This is a genomic window from Methanobrevibacter sp. (assembly GCF_015062985.1).
Classification (GTDB): domain Archaea; phylum Methanobacteriota; class Methanobacteria; order Methanobacteriales; family Methanobacteriaceae; genus Methanocatella.
In genome coordinates this window covers 51,838-71,770 of record NZ_SUTI01000003.1, presented here as the reverse complement: position 1 = coordinate 71,770, position 19,933 = coordinate 51,838, and the positions used below count along the sequence as shown (strand labels likewise).

General features: G+C 36.3%; 20 protein-coding genes. 4 read left to right on the top strand and 16 right to left on the bottom strand.

Translation table 11 applies throughout. The annotated features are described in order from the left end of the window. Nucleotides 1-139 precede the first annotated feature (139 nt). The 8 genes from argJ to E7Z77_RS02135 all read right to left on the bottom strand — a co-directional run bounded on the left by argJ (nt 140) and on the right by E7Z77_RS02135 (nt 7,575). Entirely contained in the window at nt 140-1,363 is a 1,224-nt protein-coding gene (gene argJ, locus E7Z77_RS02170; RefSeq protein ID WP_292749671.1) for a bifunctional ornithine acetyltransferase/N-acetylglutamate synthase, read from the bottom strand. A 17-nt stretch (nt 1,364-1,380) separates the two neighbouring features. Further along, nucleotides 1,381-1,719 carry a hypothetical protein gene (locus tag E7Z77_RS02165; protein ID WP_292749669.1) on the bottom strand — a complete coding sequence of 113 codons (339 nt, stop codon included), beginning with the start codon at nt 1,717-1,719 and terminating at the stop codon, nt 1,381-1,383. Between the two features lie 23 nt (nt 1,720-1,742). Further along, nucleotides 1,743-2,945, bottom strand: a complete 1,203-nt coding sequence (locus E7Z77_RS02160; protein WP_292749667.1) for a hypothetical protein — start codon at nt 2,943-2,945, stop codon at nt 1,743-1,745. Further along, a complete protein-coding gene (locus E7Z77_RS02155) occupies nt 2,938-3,963 on the bottom strand; it encodes a Zc3h12a-like ribonuclease (protein WP_292749665.1) in 1,026 nt (341 codons plus the stop codon). The genes E7Z77_RS02160 and E7Z77_RS02155 overlap by 8 nt, the downstream gene beginning before the upstream one ends. A gap of 86 nt (nt 3,964-4,049) precedes the next feature. Continuing rightward, complete coding sequence (locus E7Z77_RS02150) at nt 4,050-4,793, bottom strand: metallophosphoesterase family protein (RefSeq protein WP_292749663.1); 744 nt, start codon at nt 4,791-4,793, stop codon at nt 4,050-4,052. 5 nt (nt 4,794-4,798) lie between these two features. Continuing rightward, a complete protein-coding gene (locus tag E7Z77_RS02145; protein ID WP_292749660.1) occupies nt 4,799-5,149 on the bottom strand; it encodes a nascent polypeptide-associated complex protein in 351 nt (116 codons plus the stop codon). A gap of 89 nt (nt 5,150-5,238) precedes the next feature. Then, nucleotides 5,239-6,381, bottom strand: coding sequence for an aldo/keto reductase (locus E7Z77_RS02140; RefSeq protein WP_292749658.1), 1,143 nt, complete (start codon nt 6,379-6,381; stop codon nt 5,239-5,241). Nucleotides 6,382-6,510: 129 nt separating this feature from the next. Continuing rightward, on the bottom strand, nt 6,511-7,575 hold the full coding sequence (locus E7Z77_RS02135) for an acyltransferase (protein ID WP_292749656.1): 1,065 nt from the start codon (nt 7,573-7,575) through the stop codon (nt 6,511-6,513). Nucleotides 7,576-7,615: 40 nt separating this feature from the next. On the opposite strand from E7Z77_RS02135, the gene E7Z77_RS02130 reads away from it, so the two are divergent. The 3 genes from E7Z77_RS02130 (at nt 7,616) to E7Z77_RS02120 (ending at nt 9,149) form a co-directional block, all read left to right on the top strand. Continuing rightward, nucleotides 7,616-8,167 carry a DNA-3-methyladenine glycosylase I gene (locus tag E7Z77_RS02130; RefSeq protein ID WP_292749654.1) on the top strand — a complete coding sequence of 184 codons (552 nt, stop codon included), beginning with the start codon at nt 7,616-7,618 and terminating at the stop codon, nt 8,165-8,167. A 154-nt stretch (nt 8,168-8,321) separates the two neighbouring features. Next, nucleotides 8,322-8,504 (top strand): hypothetical protein, encoded by a 183-nt coding sequence (locus E7Z77_RS02125; RefSeq protein WP_292749652.1) that lies wholly within the window; start codon nt 8,322-8,324, stop codon nt 8,502-8,504. 102 nt (nt 8,505-8,606) lie between these two features. Next, nucleotides 8,607-9,149 carry a hypothetical protein gene (locus tag E7Z77_RS02120; RefSeq protein WP_292749650.1) on the top strand — a complete coding sequence of 181 codons (543 nt, stop codon included), beginning with the start codon at nt 8,607-8,609 and terminating at the stop codon, nt 9,147-9,149. A gap of 331 nt (nt 9,150-9,480) precedes the next feature. Here the strand turns inward: E7Z77_RS02120 and E7Z77_RS02115 are convergent, their stop codons facing one another. From E7Z77_RS02115 to modA, 4 genes are all read right to left on the bottom strand, one after another. Beyond that, nucleotides 9,481-10,029 (bottom strand): DUF2115 domain-containing protein, encoded by a 549-nt coding sequence (locus E7Z77_RS02115; RefSeq protein WP_292749648.1) that lies wholly within the window; start codon nt 10,027-10,029, stop codon nt 9,481-9,483. 55 nt (nt 10,030-10,084) lie between these two features. Then, complete coding sequence (locus E7Z77_RS02110; RefSeq protein ID WP_292749646.1) at nt 10,085-11,122, bottom strand: ATP-binding cassette domain-containing protein; 1,038 nt, start codon at nt 11,120-11,122, stop codon at nt 10,085-10,087. Nucleotides 11,123-11,149: 27 nt separating this feature from the next. After that, nucleotides 11,150-11,824: a molybdate ABC transporter permease subunit gene (gene modB, locus E7Z77_RS02105; RefSeq protein WP_366510233.1), complete on the bottom strand. Its 675-nt coding sequence runs from the start codon at nt 11,822-11,824 to the stop codon at nt 11,150-11,152. A gap of 114 nt (nt 11,825-11,938) precedes the next feature. Continuing rightward, nucleotides 11,939-12,763, bottom strand: a complete 825-nt coding sequence (gene modA, locus E7Z77_RS02100) for a molybdate ABC transporter substrate-binding protein (protein WP_292749641.1) — start codon at nt 12,761-12,763, stop codon at nt 11,939-11,941. 399 nt (nt 12,764-13,162) lie between these two features. Here modA and E7Z77_RS02095 point away from each other — a divergent pair, with 399 nt between their 5' ends. After that, on the top strand, nt 13,163-13,570 hold the full coding sequence (locus tag E7Z77_RS02095; protein ID WP_292749639.1) for a pyridoxamine 5'-phosphate oxidase family protein: 408 nt from the start codon (nt 13,163-13,165) through the stop codon (nt 13,568-13,570). A gap of 26 nt (nt 13,571-13,596) precedes the next feature. On the opposite strand, the gene E7Z77_RS02090 is transcribed toward E7Z77_RS02095, so the two are convergent. From E7Z77_RS02090 to E7Z77_RS02075, 4 genes are all read right to left on the bottom strand, one after another. Beyond that, on the bottom strand, nt 13,597-14,316 hold the full coding sequence (locus E7Z77_RS02090) for a carboxymuconolactone decarboxylase family protein (RefSeq protein ID WP_292749637.1): 720 nt from the start codon (nt 14,314-14,316) through the stop codon (nt 13,597-13,599). A gap of 302 nt (nt 14,317-14,618) precedes the next feature. Next, nucleotides 14,619-17,264 carry a PEP/pyruvate-binding domain-containing protein gene (locus E7Z77_RS02085; RefSeq protein ID WP_292749635.1) on the bottom strand — a complete coding sequence of 882 codons (2,646 nt, stop codon included), beginning with the start codon at nt 17,262-17,264 and terminating at the stop codon, nt 14,619-14,621. Between the two features lie 104 nt (nt 17,265-17,368). Beyond that, complete coding sequence (locus E7Z77_RS02080; RefSeq protein ID WP_292749633.1) at nt 17,369-18,853, bottom strand: glutamate synthase-related protein; 1,485 nt, start codon at nt 18,851-18,853, stop codon at nt 17,369-17,371. Then, nucleotides 18,854-19,927, bottom strand: a complete 1,074-nt coding sequence (locus E7Z77_RS02075; protein WP_292749631.1) for a Coenzyme F420 hydrogenase/dehydrogenase, beta subunit C-terminal domain — start codon at nt 19,925-19,927, stop codon at nt 18,854-18,856. Between the last annotated feature and the right edge of the window lie 6 nt (nt 19,928-19,933).

Here is a 19,933-nt window from a genome sequence, read left to right as displayed (position 1 = left end):
CTTCTTTTTTGTCTGGTTCTTCTATTAGTTCCTTTAACTTTTGCCATATCTTACCCTCCTTAACAGTCAATCATGAAAATAATTAGAATTAAATCTATAACAAAAAAATATTTGTTTTCAAGATATTTAAAGCTTTTCTTTAAGTGGTATATTCTGCATTGATTTTGACATAATCATATGTTAAATCACAACCCCATGCAGTTGCCTCACCATCACCTAAAAACATGTCTATGTTTACGACAACATTTTTGGACTGCATTATTTTTTCAGCCCTTTCAAGGTACGGGGTATCTTCAAATGCAAGGATTTCACCTTTTCTGACAAGATCCACCTCATCCTCATCATCAGCAATGGCTATTGTCACGATATCAGGATTCAAATCACATCCTGAGTAACCTATTGCAGATACGATTCTTCCCCAATTAGGGTCTCCACCGAATACTGCGGATTTGAAAAGACTGGATGATATTATGGATTTGGCAGCCAATTTGGCATCTTCAAAATCCTTTGCACCACATACATTAGCTTCAATGAATTTTGTGGCTCCTTCACCGTCACGAGCCATCTTTTTAGCTAAATCTGTGCATAGGTAATTTAGGGCATCCTGGAAATTAGGATCCAATTCCCCATCGTTGATGACATCCACGCCAGATGCACCGTTTGCCATCATCAGGCAGGTGTCATTGGTACTTTCATCACCATCAACAACAATCATGTTAAAGCTGACATCAGCAGCCTTTTTTAATGCTTTTTTAATCTCATCTGAAGGTATAATCGCATCAGTTACAATAAATGAAAGCATTGTGCCCATATTAGGAGCTATCATACCGCTTCCTTTTGTAATTCCTGCAATCTTAACTTTTTCACCGGTTGTTAAAGTCACCTCTACTGCACATTCCTTTGGAAATGTGTCTGTTGTCATGATAGCTTTTGCAGCCGCAAGGGAATTTTCCGGCTCATTTCCCAATTTTGAAATAGATTCATAAGCAACCTTGGAAATTATGTCAATCGGCATTTCACGACCTATGACTCCTGTAGATGAAATTGCTATCTCATCGGAAGGGATGTCCAAATCCTTGGATACGAGTTCTACCAAAGTTTCACAGTCCTTAATACCTTGCTGACCGGTAAAACAATTAGCATTACCACTGTTAACGAAAACAGCAGAAATGATCCCTTTCTTAAGCACGTTTTTTGTATATTTGACCGGAGCTGCTACAACCTTATTTGATGTGAAAACCGCAGCAGCGGTACTGTCTGGACATAAGATTATGCTTACCCCATATTTGCCTTCACGTGCTCCAGATACTTTAATATTTTCAATTACTGAAAATCCACCATTTAAATCTTCAATATACTCCATAAAAATCACAAAATAAGTCAATATGACGGCTCATTTGTAATGTTTAACTTTTCAAGAGTTTCATTATCATTGAAATCAACACGGTCCTCTTCAATATCGTAAACGACTGGATTATGGCTCACATTGGTAGTCATCTCTCTAGTGACATTTTTCCATTCTGGCCCGTTAGAACCGTCGTCAAAAGTAAAAGATATTCCAATTCCTGCCCCGATTACGAAAGCGACCAAAGCAACAATCACAATGAATAGAAAACGTCCATTATGTTTGCCTTTTTTTCTCTGCCTTTTTTGTCTTCGGGGGTTTCTTTGATTATTTCTAGGAATTAAAACCCTCTTATCATCTTTTTTTCGTCTCATGATTCTTCTCTTTTAAGTTTTTACTAAGCAAGGAATGCGTAAGCAACGACCAGTATTATTACAACGAAACTATACATTCCCAATCCTAAAACGGCCAATAAATATGTAAATATGAATACAAAGGCGAATACACCAATTAGCTTTGCCTTTTCATTTTCAATTAAATTAATCAATGTTCTTGTAAATTCGGAAGGGATATTATATGCATATAAACCATTAGCCAAATCAAATACGACTAAGGATAATGGGGATGTTGATTCAAGACTGTCAACAAGCTGAGCCCTTTCACCGGCTTCCCTTCTACTTCTTCCTATTCCTGCTCTAATTTTTGCACCGTTATTCAATGCAAACCATGCGGCATCAAGTCCTGCGCGTATTGCCAAATCTTTAGATGGGAATCTGGCGATAAAGTCATCACCACCTTCACGATAACCTTCAAGCTCACCATCACACTCTGATTCGATGAAATTCTTAATTCCGTTCATTAACTCTACCAACTCGTTTCTTCCATGCTTGTCAATGAACTTGGTGGAATCAATCAGATCAATGAATAGATAATTTTCCAAATCTACAGGGCGTGATTCCCTAAGTAAAAATGGTGAATCGAAAACCAGTGCATATTCACCACCCAATTTGGTAAATGCAATTCCAGGAAAGCTTCCCACATTTTGCGTATAATGAATCGCACGTTCTATAGAAGCTGCACCTGTCATTCCAACTGCAGAAATGACTTGCACTCCTTCGGACAATCCGATTCCAATAAGTTCTATAGCTACACGAATTGCATCATTTTTACTGAGCATTTTCGCAACAAGTTCTGTCGCTGTCTTTTCGACAACTTGTCCTTTTTCATTTTCTATAATTTTAACGAATATATTAATTAAATTAGATGGATGAGGTAATTCAATATAAAAATAACGGTCACTACCCATGATGATATTACTTACCAAAGCATATTCCTCTATCCTGTTTTCAGCAGGTTTCAATTCATAAAAGCTATAATCAGTTGGAATGTTTTCCGCACCCACATCCCGAATGAGATTCTGCAGAATAGTGTCTGAATTGATTTCTGCCTTTTCAAGCTCAAAAAGGATAGTTTGAGTATAATTGAACAATTCAACATACTCAGTTTCTAAAGAATTGGTCGGAAAAAATTTAGTTCCAACAGCAATAGGCTCTAACTTAGTGGTGAGCTTGATGATAGCCTTGGTTAAAGCATTAACCATCTAAGCCCCCTCCCTTCTCAAGTTCTATTTCAAACTCTCCAGGTTTTTCTAAAAACATGTCCGGTTTGACAGAAACGAAGGGGAATTTCCATGATCCAAGTCTTCCAGCTATTGTACTGGCAATATTTCTGGAATTCTTTTTAATGAATACTTCATCATGATTACTTACACGGATTAGGATGTTGTATGGGGCATTTTCTGTCACCTCATCGGCCAGCATAATATTCAATTCAAAATTGCCAGGTTTTGTGAACAGGTCATTACGGACCGCAATCAATGGTTTCTTTTCAAGGCCTAACCTGTCTGCAATTGTAACGGATATGTTTCCCGCATTTTTAACGGCCAATTTATAATCTTTAGGATGCACCAAGACAAAAATGACATATGGCGCTGCAACTTCAACATCATCAACCATTTCCACAATCTTATTAAACATAGGAATTTTTGAAAAGATGCTTTCAAGTCTGGAATCCGCATTATTCTCATTATCAATACGTATGATTGCCTGTTTAGCAATGTTTAATGGGGAAATCTCCAAACCTTCCTTGCCTGTGTAAATTTCCCATTTTTTAAAGGTCAATTCCTTAATAATCTCATCACAGATATGTTGAAGGATATTTTTATCTTTTTTAGGTTTTTTCGGTTTTCCGAAAGTGAGCCTGTTGTTTTCAATGATAAATGGAATTCTCATGGATGAAATATTTCTAAATTCAGCAGCATAATCTCTGAATTTATCATTAGACAATACTTTAGCCTTTTCATTTGAAGCTATTTCTAAAATAAAATGATCTGCATCATTACCTGCCGGAACTTCCTCTACATTTTCACTTTCCAACAGTTTTAGATATTTATCTTTATCATCAATGTCATGACGAAGTGATGCGTCGGCAATAATTACAAATTCATCTTCACCTTCTTCCAATGCTTTAACAGCAGCAAGAATATTGGCAAGTTTAGGTTGCCCGTTTTCATTTTTTGTGTAATGAGCTACATTAGAAGCATCTACGACCACTTTCATAATATCACCTAATAATTGTATTCAAAATTACTTTTGTTCAAATCGGTATAATATATTTGTTTTATTCTATTATTTAAACTTATAAGTTATAATCTATTTCTACGATATTTTCCAAATAAAAATTTTTCTCCACCGACGTTATTTAGAAATATTTCTATTTCATCCTCAGAAATGTTATACACATTATATGAATTACCATTTTTACCTCTAAGCTTTGTGGAACATAGAGAACCTGCATTTACAATCAGAGTATTGTTTATTTTCCATATATTTGGAACGTGCTTGTGTCCTGACATTACCAGGTCCACTTCATGTGTGGTTAAAGTCTTTAAAATATCTCCTGCATCGGATAATACGTTACGTTCACGGCCTGTCTGAGGAATGGATATGACATGATGGTGCAAGGATACAATTGAGAAATTTTCATTAATGACACATTCATCCAATTGGTGTTCCAACCACATATGCTGAGGACTGCCGACATGACCCCTATTTTCATCAGGAGAACTGCTGTCCAAACCTATTACAGTAAAATTATCGTCCATTGTTAATTTCCAGCTTTTTTCACCAATCAACTCTTCAAATGTTTGATAACCTAAATTACGAGCATCATGGTTTCCTGGAACAGCAAATAATGGTGCTTCAAACAGTTCCAGATATTTGGTTGCCTGTTGAAATTCCACATAATAACCATTGCCGGTAATATCGCCTGTCAATATGATCATATCCGGCTGCAAGTGGTTTATTTCACTTACGGCCTGCATGAAAACTTCCTCATCAAAATCTGATTTGCTTATGTGCAAATCGGAAATGTGTGCAATTAAAGTCATGTTATCTATTCATTTAATTTCATAATGGCTTCTGCAAGGTCTCCTTTACATTCCTCCAATGCCGCTTTGGCTTCATCAGCAGAGACGCCTGCACTGTTGGCCACCATTTCAATGTCTTCATCAGGAATTTCAACTTCATATTCAAGTTCAACTTCACGAGCTTTTCCATCAATCTGGTAGGTTTCCTGACCCATTACATTCATCAGACTTACACTAGGATTATCGATGATCAATTCCTTATCATCAAAACGGATAATGACTTCGCGGACACCTTCCAAATCTTCCATTTTCATGCCCATCTTTTTCATTTGCCTTTCCATCTGTTTCATTTGCTTTTTATTCATACCCGGTATCATGATAAAACCTTCAATAAATTAACTATTTATAAATATATTATTTAATGTTATTAAAATTTGCTTAATTGGAAAAAAAATAAACAACGGATTTAATTTTTAAATCCGTAAACTTCAGTTTCAAATAATTTTGCAACATCCTTTAAAACTTCAGGAATGTTGATTTGTTGAGGACATTCCACAATGCATGTTTCACATTCTGTGCACTGTGAAGCTATTCCAACATTAGGAAGCCTTGAATAATTCAGATAAGCATTTCCCAATTGAGTCCAGCCTTCAATACCAAGCATTTTATCCTTATTGTACAAGTCAAAGATTTTAGCAATGTCTATCTCTTCAGGACAGGCGTCAACACAATATCTACATTTGGTACAGTCAACTGTGATGTTTCTGTTGATAATCTCTGAAACCTCTTCAAGTATTTTATACTCCTCATCATTCAACGGGTCAGCATTTTTAAATTCCTCGATATTATTTTCAAGCTGTTCGAGATTGCTTGCCCCGGTCAAGACTACACAAACATCATCGAGGTTGGCTACAAACCTCATGGCCCATGAAACGACAGACCTGTCAGGATTGTATTCCTTCATGATTTTTTCAGCCTCATCAGGCACATCAGCCAAAAATCCTCCTTTATAAGGCTCCATTATCATTACATGCTTGTTGTATTTTCTTGCAACTTCCAGACATTTTTTGGATTCAATCCCTTCATCTTCCCAGTCAAGATAATTAATCTGAAGCAAGACGAATTCCAGTTCAGGATGCTCGAATAGAATTTCTTCCAGAAATTCTGCATTACCATGAGTGGACAAGCCAATATGTTTAATATAACCCTCTTCCTTTTTCCTTTCGATGAATGAATATAAATCAACGTTCTTCCATGCGGTTTCAGTAAATCCGCTTACGTTATGAAGCATATAATAATCAAAGTATTCTACACCGCAATTCTTGAGCTGTTCGTTGAAAAGAGGTTCAAGCTGTGACTCTTCAGTAATAACGAACAAAGGCAATTTTGTTGCAATCTTAAATGAATCGCGAGGATATCTTTCAACTACACATTTTTTAAATGCATCTTCACCTGCACCTTCATGGTAAACATATGCAGTGTCAAAATGATTGAAGCCTGCTTCCATATATTTATCGACCATCTGGTTTACCTGATCATAATCAATATTTGTAAAATCGTTTTCATCCAAAAGAGGAAGTCTCATCATTCCCATACCTAATTGCGCCATATAAACACCCTATCTATAAAATTTAATAAAACATATAATACTATAATATAATATATAGTTTACAAACATTATATTTGTTTCTTTCAACAACAAATCCCTGCCATGCCTGTTGAAGACTTACATAAATAGCTATTTTACTCCGCTTCCGATTTTTAAAATAGGGATTTTGCTCATGACATAAATCAAAGCCCAACAGATACTGATTATTATTATCGCAGACAATGGGAAATAAATAAAGAGATTTTTACTGCCCCAACCTCTCATGAAGCCAAACTTAAAGAGATAAAGCATCAGGATGTAGTGGGAAAAGTAGATTCCGAAACTGCATAAGCTGAACTGAACTATCACCTTTCCAAGGGCCTGTTCTTTAATTGGATTGATTTTGTCTGAAATCATTTTAACATCCGCATACTTGAATGCTATGAACAATCCTATTGTCTCAAGTATCACGAAAATGTCAAAGAAGTCTATTGGAGCCAGTGAAACCCCTCCCAAACCCTTATAGTATATTTTAATAAAGTGGCCTGCAATTCCGATTGAAAACATCAGGATTCCAATTAGAAACATCTGCCGATTTGAGAACTTGAATTTTGTATTGTGGACATAAGATCCCATGATGAAATATCCCAAAACCGGGAAAAAGTTAAAAATGACTCTGAAATCGTATTTGATCTGCTGTACGTCGAAAAAACCGATTGTGTAAAGAATTGATAAAATCAAGGTTATCATTATAAGATATTCCGTGCCTGAAGGACCATACTCACGAATAAAACTGCTTAAAACAGGAATCAAAAGATATACTCCAATCAATGACCATATGAACCAGAATAATGATGACAAAGCATGAGATCCGAATATCACACCATAAAAATAATCCAGTGTGGGCTCATAATGCCAAATCAAAACACCTGCAATCAGATAAACAACTATCCAAAAAGCGAACGGCAGAACCACTCTCTTGAACCTTCTTGTCAGAAATTGCCTTATGTCATGCTTTCTTGTCAAAAGCAATGCACCGCTTACTGTAAAAAATAACGGAACTCCAATGCGCGTAAGCGAGAAAACACCGGAGCAAATCTGCCAACTGGCAAAATCCTTTGAAAAATAACGAATTAGATGGCCCAAAACTACAAGGATAATGGCTAAAGAGCGGATCTCATCTAAATATAAAATTCTCTTCGGACTGATATTCATTGAAAATATATTTAAATACTATACATAATAAGTATTTCTTATGGAAAGGAAAACTCGCTGCTCATGGGTAAATCTGAATGAAGAAATCTACATTAGCTACCATGACAAGGAATGGGGAATTCCGACTCATGACGACAGGCAACTATTCGAGATGCTTGTTTTGGAATCATTTCAGGCAGGGCTTTCATGGATTACAATACTTAAAAAAAGAGAAAATTTCAAGAATGCCTTCGACGGCTTTGATGTTGAAAAAGTGGCCGGTTATGACAATGCCAAAGTTGAGGAATTGCGCGCAAACGAAGGAATCATACGCCATAAAGGCAAAATTGCCTCAGCCATCAACAATGCAAAAGTCTTCATTGAAATACAGAATGAATTCGGAAGCTTTGATAAATACATATGGGGCTTTACCGATGGCGAAATCATAAAATCAGAATACCTGACCGAATCTGATTTGTCCCGGGAAATTTCAAAGGATTTGAAAAGGCGCGGAATGAAATTTGTCGGTCCGACAATAATCTACTCATATCTTGAATCGATTGGAGTAATCAATAATCATGAAGAGGATTGTTTTAGATTCCCTAGAAAATGAGGAAATGTAAGGTGTTTTTTGTTAAAAAATTCATGTCCTCAAAAATGCTGAAAATAAGCTATGATATTGATGTTAAATTTATGGATTTTGAGGAAACCCGCCCTAAAATATGAGGTGAAAATTACGTCCTCACGAGACTTTGAAATGAAGTAAAATGAAAGTGTTAAATGAGCAATTAAGGAAAAATTATGCAGTGTTTGAAATGAATGTTTTCAATGAAAATATTCCAAACCATGTCCTGCTTAAAGGATTTGATGCTTCAGCAATGGATTCAAGTAATAAAAATATGCCTTTTAGAAAAATGGATGATGTAAAAATTCAACATTCAAGTCATTAAGGTTATATTTAAATACTATTCATGCCAAAATAGTATTACTTTGTTGAGATTATTTGTTTTTTTTAAAATCTTGTAAAGAAAAATTAATTATGGGGAAAAACGATGAATACGAAAAAAACTCTATTACTTGCAGTAATTTTAGTGGTAGTTATTTCTTCCTTAGGTATGGTAAGTGCAGGATGGTTCGGCAGTGATGATGTAGAAACATCCTCATTTAAATTTGAATGTCCTGATGGATACAATCAGGTTGATTACGCTACAACATTCAGTAATACTGCACTGCCTATTGGTGATCCTTTATATTTAAATGGTACTAATGATAGTAAGATAATGGTAGCTGAAATTTCTAAGGAAATGTATGACAATCTTTCAGCAAAAGAATATAAAAATACATCTTCAGATGATCTTCCTGCAGAGTGGTCCGGCACTGCTCTGGCTATGGGTGATAAAGTTAAAATGGATGAAACTGAAGGCCCTATGAGAATTGTATCCCAGTCATCTTCTCTTGGAACAGAAACACTAGGCATCACTGAAATTGATGGCAAATATTATTCTGTTGAAATAGCTCATACTTTGGAATATATTGACCCTAAGGAAGATGCGGATTTAATCAAAAATATATTCTCTTCATTAGAAGCCAAATAAAGATGAATATTATTCGTTAGATAACTTATCTAACAATAATGAAAAATTAAAGTTTAATGAACTTAAATGAAGATTAGGTTCATAACGGACTTCAATCTTCATATAACTATTTTTAAATAAAACAAAAATGTTTTCAATGTCAGGTTCATGCGGAAAGGCAAATGGGATTTCCTTATCGCAACTGTTTATTAAAAGTTTGGAATTTACATTTTTTCATGTGGGTATTTTTTTAGCATATTAATTAATTCAATTTTCACAAAATTAAAATCTGTTTCAGAATTACATGGTTTGAAATGAATGTTTTCAATGAAAATATTCCAAACAAACACAGTTAGAATTCCAATTGTTCTGCAATGCACATTTTACATACTGCATTGGGAGATTCAAGATTTGCATCCTTAACCGGACAGTAAAACTTTCCATCATGTTCTTCAACATATAAAGATCCAGGAAACGGGGTGCCCACGGGATGTATTGGCTCTTCCAAAATAAAGGTAGTGTAAATTGAAATAATTCCGTAAATCAACGGGAATTTTGTTTTTGAAGTAACTGATTCATTAATATGGTATGATTTCAAGGTAGCTACTGCATCAATGAACTCTTCCTTATCTATGTCGTGATCATATTTATTGTTATCACTATGAACGTCTTTAATGCGCCCTAAAAAATATTTTACATATACTCCATGACTTTTATCCTTATAGCTGTCCTGAACATATTTGCTTTCTTCAATCATCTCAGCATTGACGGCCATCAAATCAAAAACAGAAATCGTGCCGGAATACTCCTTTAAAATATCTAAGACTGATTCGGTGGAAATGCTTTCCTCATTTGAGACAACATTTGAAAAATCATCATACATACTTAAAGAATCATTCATAATGATAATTATAGATTACATGAAATAAAAGGATTTCCAAAATCAAAAAAAAATCTTACTCTTCAAGAAGGATTATGTTTTTAGGATCCACTTTCAGATAATCCGGAATCTCAAATTCATGCTCATGAATCTGTTTGTCTCGTTTCCACCACAATCCATTTTCCAGGGTTATCTCCCATTCGAATGGCATTTCCAGTTTAGTTGAATTTTTTGTATCAATGACATTAATGTCATCTTTCTGGGCAGGATCAAAATCATGAGCCCTTATTCCCATATGTGTAATATTTGGTGAAATTTTTTCGGATACTTCAAATGTGACTCCCCAATCCAGGGATTTTAGATGATAATCATCGATTATTTCTATTTTGGAAATGTTTTTACAGCCGGTCAGCCTGGCAACCTGAACCTTTCTCGGATTTTCGAATACTTCATGGGTATCCCCTTTTGCTATGATTTTGCCTTCATCCAATACTATGAGCTCATCGCAAAACTGGAATGCCTCATCACGATTATGGGTAACCATAATGGAAAATCCATCAAAATCATTTAGCATTTTTACAAGTTCAAGACGCAACTGTTCCTTCAGGAATGTATCCATAGCACTGAATGGTTCATCAAGCAATATGACATCCGGACTGTAAGCCAATATGCGTGCTAATGCTACCCTTTGCTGCTGACCTCCGGACAGTTGCCTAGGATATCTATTTTCCAAACCATCCAAATGGAAACGTTTAATCATTTCAGAAACGATTTTTCCATCATCATCTTTAGACAAACCGACAGCAATGTTTTCCTCAACTGTCATGTTTGGAAATAAAGCATAATTCTGAAACAGATACCCCACATTTCTTTTTTGGGGTTTTAAATTAATTTTTTTATTAGAATCAAAATAAACAGTTTCTTCATTAGTTGTTAGGCTAACAACGCCCTTATCGGGATCTACAATGCCTGCAATGGATTTCAATGTCATACTTTTGCCGCATCCGGAAGGACCAAGAATACCTAAACGCCTATTTTTCAATTCAAAACCAACATCCAGTTCAAATTCCTTAAGTTCCTTTTGGATATTTACCTTCAACATTTTATTACTCATAAGATCCCCTAACACCTGAATTGCGGATTATTTCCATTGCTTATCCTTACGTATAGAAACATAATCCATTATGAAAATGGCTATAAATGATATGATAATGATGACGATTACATAATTAAAAGCATCACCCATATTGCCTGCAGCTACTTCAGAATAAACTGCCATAGGAAGCGTTCTAGTTTGCCCTGCAATATTACCTGCGAGCATGGCTGTAGCACCAAATTCTCCTAAACCCCTGGCATAAGCAAGAATTCCTCCGCTGATGATTCCAGGCAATGCATTTGCAAATAAAACTTTCCAGAAAATTTTCCACTCGGACATACCTAATGTACGACCGGCATCAAGCAAGTTGGAATCAACCTGTTCAAATGCACCACGGGCAGACCTGTACATTAACGGGAAAGACATGACTACCGCTGCAATAACGGTTGCAGGCCATGAGAATGCAATTTTTACAGCAAAAAAGTCTATGAAAAACTTACCTATAGGTCCTCTAACACCAAAAATCCATAATAAAAAGAACCCAACTACAGTAGGAGGTAATACAATCGGCAATGTGAAAATGCCGTCAAGCACAATTTTTGTGGTGTCATTTTTAATCTTAATAATCCCCCAAGCAACAATCAAACCTACAAAAAAGGTTATGAAAATTGATATGCTTGCAGTTTTCATTGAAATTAAAACAGGGGACCAGTCCATCATCATGATATATCTCTTAAAAATTAATTAATAATAAATTTAATAGTTGAATCGAAATAGTATGTGAGTCACACTATCCCATTCAACATTTATATATATTCATGAACAGTTATAAATTTATTTTTCATGAATAGTGAAACCATATTCAACGAATATGTCTTTAGCTTCTTGAGTTTGCAAGAAGTCCATAAATAGTTTTGCTGCATCTGTATTGTTTGAATTTTTAACCATAGCTACAGGATAGATAACAGGAGTTTTTAAAGCACCTTCAGGAGCTTCACAAACTACTTTAACATCATCATTGGATTTAGCATCAGTAGCATATACAATACCGCAATCAGCAGATCCTTGAGCTACTTGGTTTAATACAGCAGTTACATCAGTACCTAAAGATAATTTGGATTCAACACTGCTCCAGATACCTGTGTTGTTTAATGCTTCTTTTGCATATTGTCCTGCAGGTACGGATTCAGGATCACCAATAGCAATAGTTCCGTTTACATTTTTCAAATCATCGAATGAAGTTATGTTGAGTGTTGAATTTTTCGGTACAATTAAAACAACTTTGTTTTCCAACAATTGCACATTAGTACTGTTATCAACTAAACCTTCTTCAGCTAATTTGTTCATTTGTTTATTAGCGGCAGACATGAATACATCCGCTTCTAAACCGTTTTCAATTTGAGATTGTAAATCCCCACTTGAAGCATAAGTAGGGGTAACTTTTATATTAGGGTATTTTTGATTAAATAAAGGAATCAAATCTTTATCATAAGCGTTTTTTAAACTGGCAGCAGCTGCTAAATTAACTTCCCCAGTCATGTTATTATCTGCAGAACCACCGCTCATAAAGTCAAACAAACCTGCGGAGCATGCGCCTGCACTAACAATAACTATTGCAGCCAAAATAGCAACAAACATCAATTTTTTCATAGATTTCATAGTTTTTTCTCCTTTTAAACAATTAAATCAATAGCACTACCTGACATCAAATTCATAATGAAAGATTAGCAAATCCAATAAAGAATAATAATCTGTATGCCAAATTCATTTCTTTCCCCTAATCTTAAATTACAATTTAATTATCATGATTAGTAATTATTAATTTATAACAAATGATATATAAATATTTTCATATCGAGGTGAACAAATAAGAGTAAATCGAATATTAATCGCAGAAAATATATTCATGAAAAATGTGTAAACCTAAAAATAAACCACATAAACGCTTAATTTCGAAGATAAATATAATCATAATCGAAGCAAAAAATCGAAAATAAACAATGTTACTATGGAACTTTTATATACTCTTTTTGCAAATATAAAATCAGAGGTGTTTTAATGTCAGATATTGAAAAAGTAGATGAACTTTTAACAAAAGCAGAAGTATTTTATCTTGCAACCGTAAACGAAGACAAACCAAAAGTCAGACCGCTTGGATTCCACTTATTGTTTGAGGATAAAATTTACTTTGGTGTTGGAACTCATAAAGACGTTTATAAACAACTGGAAGCAAACCCAAATGTGGAAATAGCCGCATGGGATGGAGAACACTTTTTAAGATTCTACGGAGTTGCAGATTTAACCAAAAATCAGAACGTCATTGATAAAGCATTTGAACTCATGCCCGAAATCGCTGAAGCATACAAAGCCAACAACTGGGAAATGGGCGTGTTCTATCTCAACGATGCAACCGCAGAATTCAGAAACATGTTCGCAATTGAAGAATCATATGAATTTAAATATTAATGTTAAAAACATTAATATTCTTTTTTTTATCCGCAAATTTCGTTAACAATAGCCAAAGCATTGAGGGTTCTTGGAAAACCTATATGCGGCAAAATCACTGTTATGGCTGAAATTAATTTTTCCTTATCGTTTCCGACCGCCAAATTGCCTTGAGTATGACCCCTCAACTGATTTTCACAACCGCCCAAAGTTGCAATGAAAACAAATGTAATCAGTTCCCTTTGCTGGTCATTTAAACCGTCACGAGTGTAAAAATCACCGAAACAGAAGCCCTCTAAAAATCTATTGAAGTGTTTTTGACCATCTGGAGCATTGTCATTCATGGCCTGAATCATCTCAGCTCCGAAATATTTGTCCTGAAGTTCACGACCCTTGCCATATCTATTTTCAGGATTAGTGTTTGATCTGTTTTCCAGAGGCATTTCGATTCCCTTTTTTTCAAAGACCTTTATCACAACACCGAAAAAGTTGTGCGCACGTCCGAATCCTACATATGGAACAGACTGATAAAGCAGTTCCTTAACCTCTTCAGGAGTTATGTCCATGTCCAAGGCTGAAAGCAGAATCTTTTTGAAAGCCTTAGGAGATTGGCATGCGATTAAACTGGCCAAAGTTACTAAAATAGATTCCTTTTCAGACAGATTGGAATGCTCAAACACTTCCCCATATGCAAAATTATTAAAAATTTCATGAAATTCAGGGTCATTTTTCTTGATTCTTTCAAAATTGGCAAATAATTCTTTCATGAAAATATTTTGAAAAATGAATTATAAAAAAGTTAAGGATATTTTCCATCATGACGGAATTAAATATACTGGACTGATTCAATAAAGAGAAAAGTCAAGAAATTTCTAAAAAAAAATGTGAAAAACAGCCCCATTAAAAATGAGAACTCAGATAGGGGCCATTAATCACACCATATTTTGTCATACGTTTTTATTTTATTTGTAAAATCTTTTTGTGGGAAAATTACAAATAAACAGGCATATGTCCCACCCTCCTGCCCAAAAATTATAATGAAACATTCCTCATCATAATCTAAGCCTAATTATTTGAATATGCAAAGTGTTTCGTCCTTATTCATATCATGATATAACTCCGCCTTATTCTCATCAAAGTCTATGACTTGTATCATAGAATAAATTTCATCATTCAGGTTAGGGTTTATGTCTTTGAGGATATTCGGATAATCATAGACCATTTCTTTGTTAAACTCTATTTTTTTCTCGTTTTCAAACAATGCCCCGTAATATATTTCAGCTTCCACTAAATCCTGGAACATGTGGCTTCCGAAAGATAATTCCGGCATATAGCCCACTTCACTATAGGACTCCTCCAGTATTGCTGAAAAGTGGCTGATGTCCGCAAATACCACGGGGATACCCAATTCCGGAGAAGACGTACCTATTCTTCCGGGAACTATTAAAATAGCTGTTTTATCATTGTTTTTACAATAGGTATTCACGTCACTGATTACACGGGATATTGAACTTTTTTGAGCATAAGGATATTCATAATATTTATGCGGATCAACATAACAGATAGTGTCAATTGTATTCTTTCGTGACATTCCCATGGAGGATTCCTTAATGTGGAAGAAAACGTTTTTATCCTCAGGCATTTCAATGGCTTCATTGTTTATTGAGACCTGAAGAGGGCGGCACTGCAGCAGGTTTATGTTATATGAATTGTCCTCCCCAACATTGACAGTATACTCAATGTCAACAGGATAGTCATATGCTGTTTGCAATGTTTTTAAAATCTCTTTCATCTCATCAATGAACTTATGATTCTTTACAATGCCCTCACAGTTTACAAAGACTATTTCACGGCGTTGGCCACGATCGCGAAACATTCTTTCGGCTTCACGGTCATGTTCGACAAGAACCCTTTTAGCATGCCTTGGAATTATATCCAGACCGTCATCGACAGGAATGTCGTGCAGACTGATGTTCTTTAAATCAATGACATCCAGATAATGCTGTGAGTACCTGTGTTTCTCTTTTATATCCTTGGTCAGGGTCACTTCAGGCTTGTCGAGATTGATGATTCTTGGATAATCCTTTTTGGTTCTGTCAACAGCTTTTGTACCCAGACCCATTACAAGCCTTAACATTCCTTTGCTGTTGTCCATGTCCGGGAGCGGGGAATATGGACTGTATGAAAATCCTACTCCAGCTGCGGTCGGGAAGAAATAGTCTCCATAGTAGGAACCTGAGACCCTTTGAACCAAAAGAGCCATCTGCTCATCAGTATCATCCAAATCATTTATTTTACGATATTCCAAAGCGGAAATGTTCATAGTACTTGAATATACTGTTTTTACCGCATCCTCAAAAGCGGCCAAACGCTCTTCAAGAGTTCCCCTGTTTACGCAGAACACTGATTCATATTTTCCCGCAAATGCATTTCCGTATCCGTCTTCAAGGAAACTGCTTGACCTGACGATGATAGGATTTTGCCCAAAATAATCCAATAGGTGAATGAATTCCTTTTTAATCGCATCTGAGAATGTACCCTTTTTAAGAGCCTCTTCGAGTTCCTTTCCATATTTATAATAACCCTCTTTGGTTCTTTGCTTTACCCTAAGGTCCCACAAGTCATTTGAAACAATATAGGTATAAAAAAGATCGGAACCTATGTAAAATGAATCATCGGGTTCAAAACTGTAATTGTATATGTCCGGACAATTCTTTTCGATTATTTTTCTAGCAAGCAGCATTCCGCAGGATTTACCTCCCACCAATCCGCTGCCGATACGGCGATCATAAATTGTGATATAATCCTCAAAAGTGAAGTATTCCTTGATTTTGGAAAGCATCCTTTCGTCTTTTGTCATCATCAGCTCACAGATCTTATCGCAATCCTCATCGATGTTTTTTCCTTCCTCATACTTCATTCTTACCTGAAGCATATACCTTTCCCAGCTGTCCAAAGTCTGGCCGTTCTGATATTTGTCCGAATCGTTGATTGTCTTGTAATATTTGCTGACTTCCTGACCATCCTTCAAAACTTTGACAAGACCCGTTTGAGGGTTGAACTTGTGTCCCAGAAACATTGTTTGGGAATATCTGTTCCATACCTTCAACGGGGAAACATATACTTCCTCCGGGGAATTTGAGTATACGTTAAGAAATAGCTGAGTGGTTTCACGGATTTTGGCAATGGCATCATATGAATGTCTTCCACGAATGATTGGGAAAAATGCCACAGTATCCAATTGGAACAGGAACGGGCAAGTAACCTTAAAGAAATTGCCCATCATCAAATCCGTTGACCAAACCGCCTGAAGGTCACTTAAACAGTCGAAAACATAGAACGCATCAAAGCCTTCCTTTTCTATAATCCTATGGACTTCCAATGTGAATGTCTCAAATTGGTTGTACGGATTCACTTGATATATCTTAATGCCGTCACGCTCTATCATGCAAAATTCCGTTTCAGGATTGTTCTCTTCTTGTTCAAGCAGTTTAAAATCTTCATCAGTCATCTCTATTAAAGGAGGATGATTAGCAAATCGAATGTAGATTAGGTTTCTGTTATCCTCTTTTGCCTGCTTTACATAAGGATTGACGAAGTAAGAAAATTCATTGAGATTAGTAACGTTCCATACTACATTATCCCCTAAACGAATGTTGTCCAAAGCCTTATCAAGGCCGGGAATTCCTGATTTAACTCTATCGAATGCTGCCATAATAATATCTCCTGATATCTGTTCTTTATTTTTTTAATACCTCACGTTCATCTCGAATTTAATATGTAACATATTTAATTTGATAGATTACCACTCCACATTCACTAATAATGCTTGCTCATCGGCACTCCTGTTAACTGTGAAGCTTCCATAGTCAATGCAACAAGATCCTGACGCTCAAGATTTTCTATATCGGTATTTCCTGCTTGTTGAGTTAATGATGTTACTTCCTGAGTCATTGCTTCAATATAATTTGCAACTTGCTGACCTTTTCTTACAGGGTCCAGTCTTCTTCTAAGCACCCTGTCCTGTGTTGCGATTCCTTTCGGACAGATTCCTTCAGAACAGCTTTGACAGACTTTACATCCTATGGATATTAATGCGGATGTAGCGATGTAGACTGCATCAGCACCTAAGGCTATTGCCTTTGCCACGTCAGCCCCTGATCTTATTCCTCCGGCAGCCACAAGGCTTACTTCGCTTCTTAAGTTTATATCCTTAAGAGCATCATCAGCCTTTACAATGGCTTCTATAGTAGGAATACCAGCATGTTCTGTAACCACTTCAGGTCCTGCACCTGTTCCTCCCTGCATACCATCAACGACAATTATGTCAGCACCGGCTTTTGCAGCAATTTTGACATCCTGCTCCACTCTTCCGGAAGCGAATTTTACGATGATCGGTATTTTCCAGTCAGTGATTTCCCTAAGCTGATTGATTTTCATTCCTAAGTCTTCCGGTCCGACAATATCCATGTGCCTGGCAGGACTTAATGCTGATGTTCCTTCAGGGATGTTTCTAACCCTGGCCACCTCTGCAGTCACTTTGTGTGAAAGCAAATGTCCTCCCATACCGGATTTTGCACCCTGGCCTATTTTTATTTCAACAGCTTCTGCATTGTTGAGATAGCTGGCTGAGACTCCGAAACGGCCTGATGCATATTGGGCAATCAATTTGTCGGCATAATGCCTCTCTTCCGGAAGCATACCTCCCTCACCGGTGTTGGTTATTGTACCTACCTTACTGCTTCCAATAGCTAATGCTATTTTTGCCTCTTTACTTAATGCACCGAAAGACATTGCTCCAATCATGATAGGAGTGTCTATTTCAATAGGATTTTCAGCAAACCTGTCTCCCAGAACCACAGATGTTTTGCATGTTTCCCTATATGAATCTATTGGAGGTCTTGACACCTGTGCAGGCAATATGCTTAAATCATCGAATGAAGGAATCTTTCTGGTTAAACCACAACCACGCACTTTATATGCTCCGGTTTGGCTTTTACGTTTGATTTCAACCATTGTTGAATTTGACCATACGCCCCGGCCTTCATCAGCAAGAGGCCTGACATATATAGCGTGTGTCGGGCACATCTCTTCACAGATTTTGCATCCTACACAATTTTCCTGACGTATCGGCAGAGGTTCATCATTGATTACTTCATAAACGTTATGAGGGCAATTTGAGTAACAGCTGTAACAGTTTTTACATGCTGACTGTTTAGGATGGTCGCATAAATACCAGCAGCATCCTGGCCTATCATTATTCTGTTTACATATCTCTATTTTCCTTTCAACAGTGAATGACATCTAATTTACCCCCTCTTCCATATCCATTAACGGTTTGAATACCGGACAGACTGAATATTTTGTTCCTCCGGATTTGACAACCGCATCAATTTCACTGGTTAGCTTTGCATAAGGTTTCCAGGCCAAATGATCCTGCTTATCCACAATAAGGGCTTCAGTTATAATCTTGTTGGTCAGCAGATAGTCCAATAATGTTGTAACAATGGAACCGTCCTGACCCTGACTGTGTTTCAAGGATTTGACGGACAACACTTTAATGAAGTCTCCGATTGCTTTGGAATTGTCATTGCGCAAATCTTCAGGTATGAAAGTTCTTGGACAGACTGTAAAGCATGCATGACAATCTTCAGAGCATTCTCCTTTCATCCTTGGTTTTGTATCATCAATTGTTATCAGATTATCCGGACAGGCATATTCACATGCTCCGCAGAGCACACATGCCCCTACATCAATAACGTTTGACCTTAAATCCAGGAATTGGGACTGTGAAATTTCATTATTGATTGATTCGTCGGATTTGTTTCTTTGGTATAAAACCGGACGCGCCAAGAATTCTCTTTTTTCAATTTCTTCAAGATTTTTGTTGATTTTGGTTTCGGCAATTTTGGTAAGCAATTTAAATTGTGATTCGGTGAGCTCTTTTGCCTCGATGAACTCCTGTTTAATTGCTCCGTTGACTATCTCCTCGCCTTTTTCAGTTCTGATAATTAATGTTGACCATCCGTCATCTGACCCTATGGACCCTATTGAGATGTCAGATGTTTCGGATGTCAGTTCAACGCAAATGTTACAGTTTTTTCTGATGATCCTCTTAGCTACAGATAGAGGTATTTTAACTGTTTCTTTAGTTTTCAATAATAAGGATACGAATCCTTTGTCAATTTGGAATTTTTCAATATCATCCATTTTCAAATCGTACTCTTTCAAGAGATTTACGAAGTATTTATATGAAAAATTCTCCATACAAAATAAGCCCAGCTTAACATCAATAGGGCTATCTGTATAATACTGCAGTTTGGATGCTGCCATTATCTCACATGGTGTTCCAACCATAGCTATTCTATGTTCGCTCATTTTTTT

What these genes read in the sequence shown, in the direction of transcription:
- argJ (WP_292749671.1), bottom strand. Translation starts at nt 1,363, where the DNA reads ATGGAGTATATTGAAGATTTAAATGGTGGATTTTCAGTAATTGAAAAT.
- E7Z77_RS02165 (WP_292749669.1), bottom strand. Translation starts at nt 1,719, where the DNA reads ATGAGACGAAAAAAAGATGATAAGAGGGTTTTAATTCCTAGAAATAAT.
- E7Z77_RS02160 (WP_292749667.1), bottom strand. Translation starts at nt 2,945, where the DNA reads ATGGTTAATGCTTTAACCAAGGCTATCATCAAGCTCACCACTAAGTTA.
- E7Z77_RS02155 (WP_292749665.1), bottom strand. Translation starts at nt 3,963, where the DNA reads ATGAAAGTGGTCGTAGATGCTTCTAATGTAGCTCATTACACAAAAAAT.
- E7Z77_RS02150 (WP_292749663.1), bottom strand. Translation starts at nt 4,793, where the DNA reads ATGACTTTAATTGCACACATTTCCGATTTGCACATAAGCAAATCAGAT.
- E7Z77_RS02145 (WP_292749660.1), bottom strand. Translation starts at nt 5,149, where the DNA reads ATGATACCGGGTATGAATAAAAAGCAAATGAAACAGATGGAAAGGCAA.
- E7Z77_RS02140 (WP_292749658.1), bottom strand. Translation starts at nt 6,381, where the DNA reads ATGGCGCAATTAGGTATGGGAATGATGAGACTTCCTCTTTTGGATGAA.
- E7Z77_RS02135 (WP_292749656.1), bottom strand. Translation starts at nt 7,575, where the DNA reads ATGAATATCAGTCCGAAGAGAATTTTATATTTAGATGAGATCCGCTCT.
- E7Z77_RS02130 (WP_292749654.1), top strand. Translation starts at nt 7,616, where the DNA reads ATGGAAAGGAAAACTCGCTGCTCATGGGTAAATCTGAATGAAGAAATC.
- E7Z77_RS02125 (WP_292749652.1), top strand. Translation starts at nt 8,322, where the DNA reads ATGAAAGTGTTAAATGAGCAATTAAGGAAAAATTATGCAGTGTTTGAA.
- E7Z77_RS02120 (WP_292749650.1), top strand. Translation starts at nt 8,607, where the DNA reads ATGAATACGAAAAAAACTCTATTACTTGCAGTAATTTTAGTGGTAGTT.
- E7Z77_RS02115 (WP_292749648.1), bottom strand. Translation starts at nt 10,029, where the DNA reads ATGAATGATTCTTTAAGTATGTATGATGATTTTTCAAATGTTGTCTCA.
- E7Z77_RS02110 (WP_292749646.1), bottom strand. Translation starts at nt 11,122, where the DNA reads ATGAGTAATAAAATGTTGAAGGTAAATATCCAAAAGGAACTTAAGGAA.
- modB (WP_366510233.1), bottom strand. Translation starts at nt 11,824, where the DNA reads ATGATGGACTGGTCCCCTGTTTTAATTTCAATGAAAACTGCAAGCATA.
- modA (WP_292749641.1), bottom strand. Translation starts at nt 12,763, where the DNA reads ATGAAATCTATGAAAAAATTGATGTTTGTTGCTATTTTGGCTGCAATA.
- E7Z77_RS02095 (WP_292749639.1), top strand. Translation starts at nt 13,163, where the DNA reads ATGTCAGATATTGAAAAAGTAGATGAACTTTTAACAAAAGCAGAAGTA.
- E7Z77_RS02090 (WP_292749637.1), bottom strand. Translation starts at nt 14,316, where the DNA reads ATGAAAGAATTATTTGCCAATTTTGAAAGAATCAAGAAAAATGACCCT.
- E7Z77_RS02085 (WP_292749635.1), bottom strand. Translation starts at nt 17,264, where the DNA reads ATGGCAGCATTCGATAGAGTTAAATCAGGAATTCCCGGCCTTGATAAG.
- E7Z77_RS02080 (WP_292749633.1), bottom strand. Translation starts at nt 18,853, where the DNA reads ATGTCATTCACTGTTGAAAGGAAAATAGAGATATGTAAACAGAATAAT.
- E7Z77_RS02075 (WP_292749631.1), bottom strand. Translation starts at nt 19,927, where the DNA reads ATGAGCGAACATAGAATAGCTATGGTTGGAACACCATGTGAGATAATG.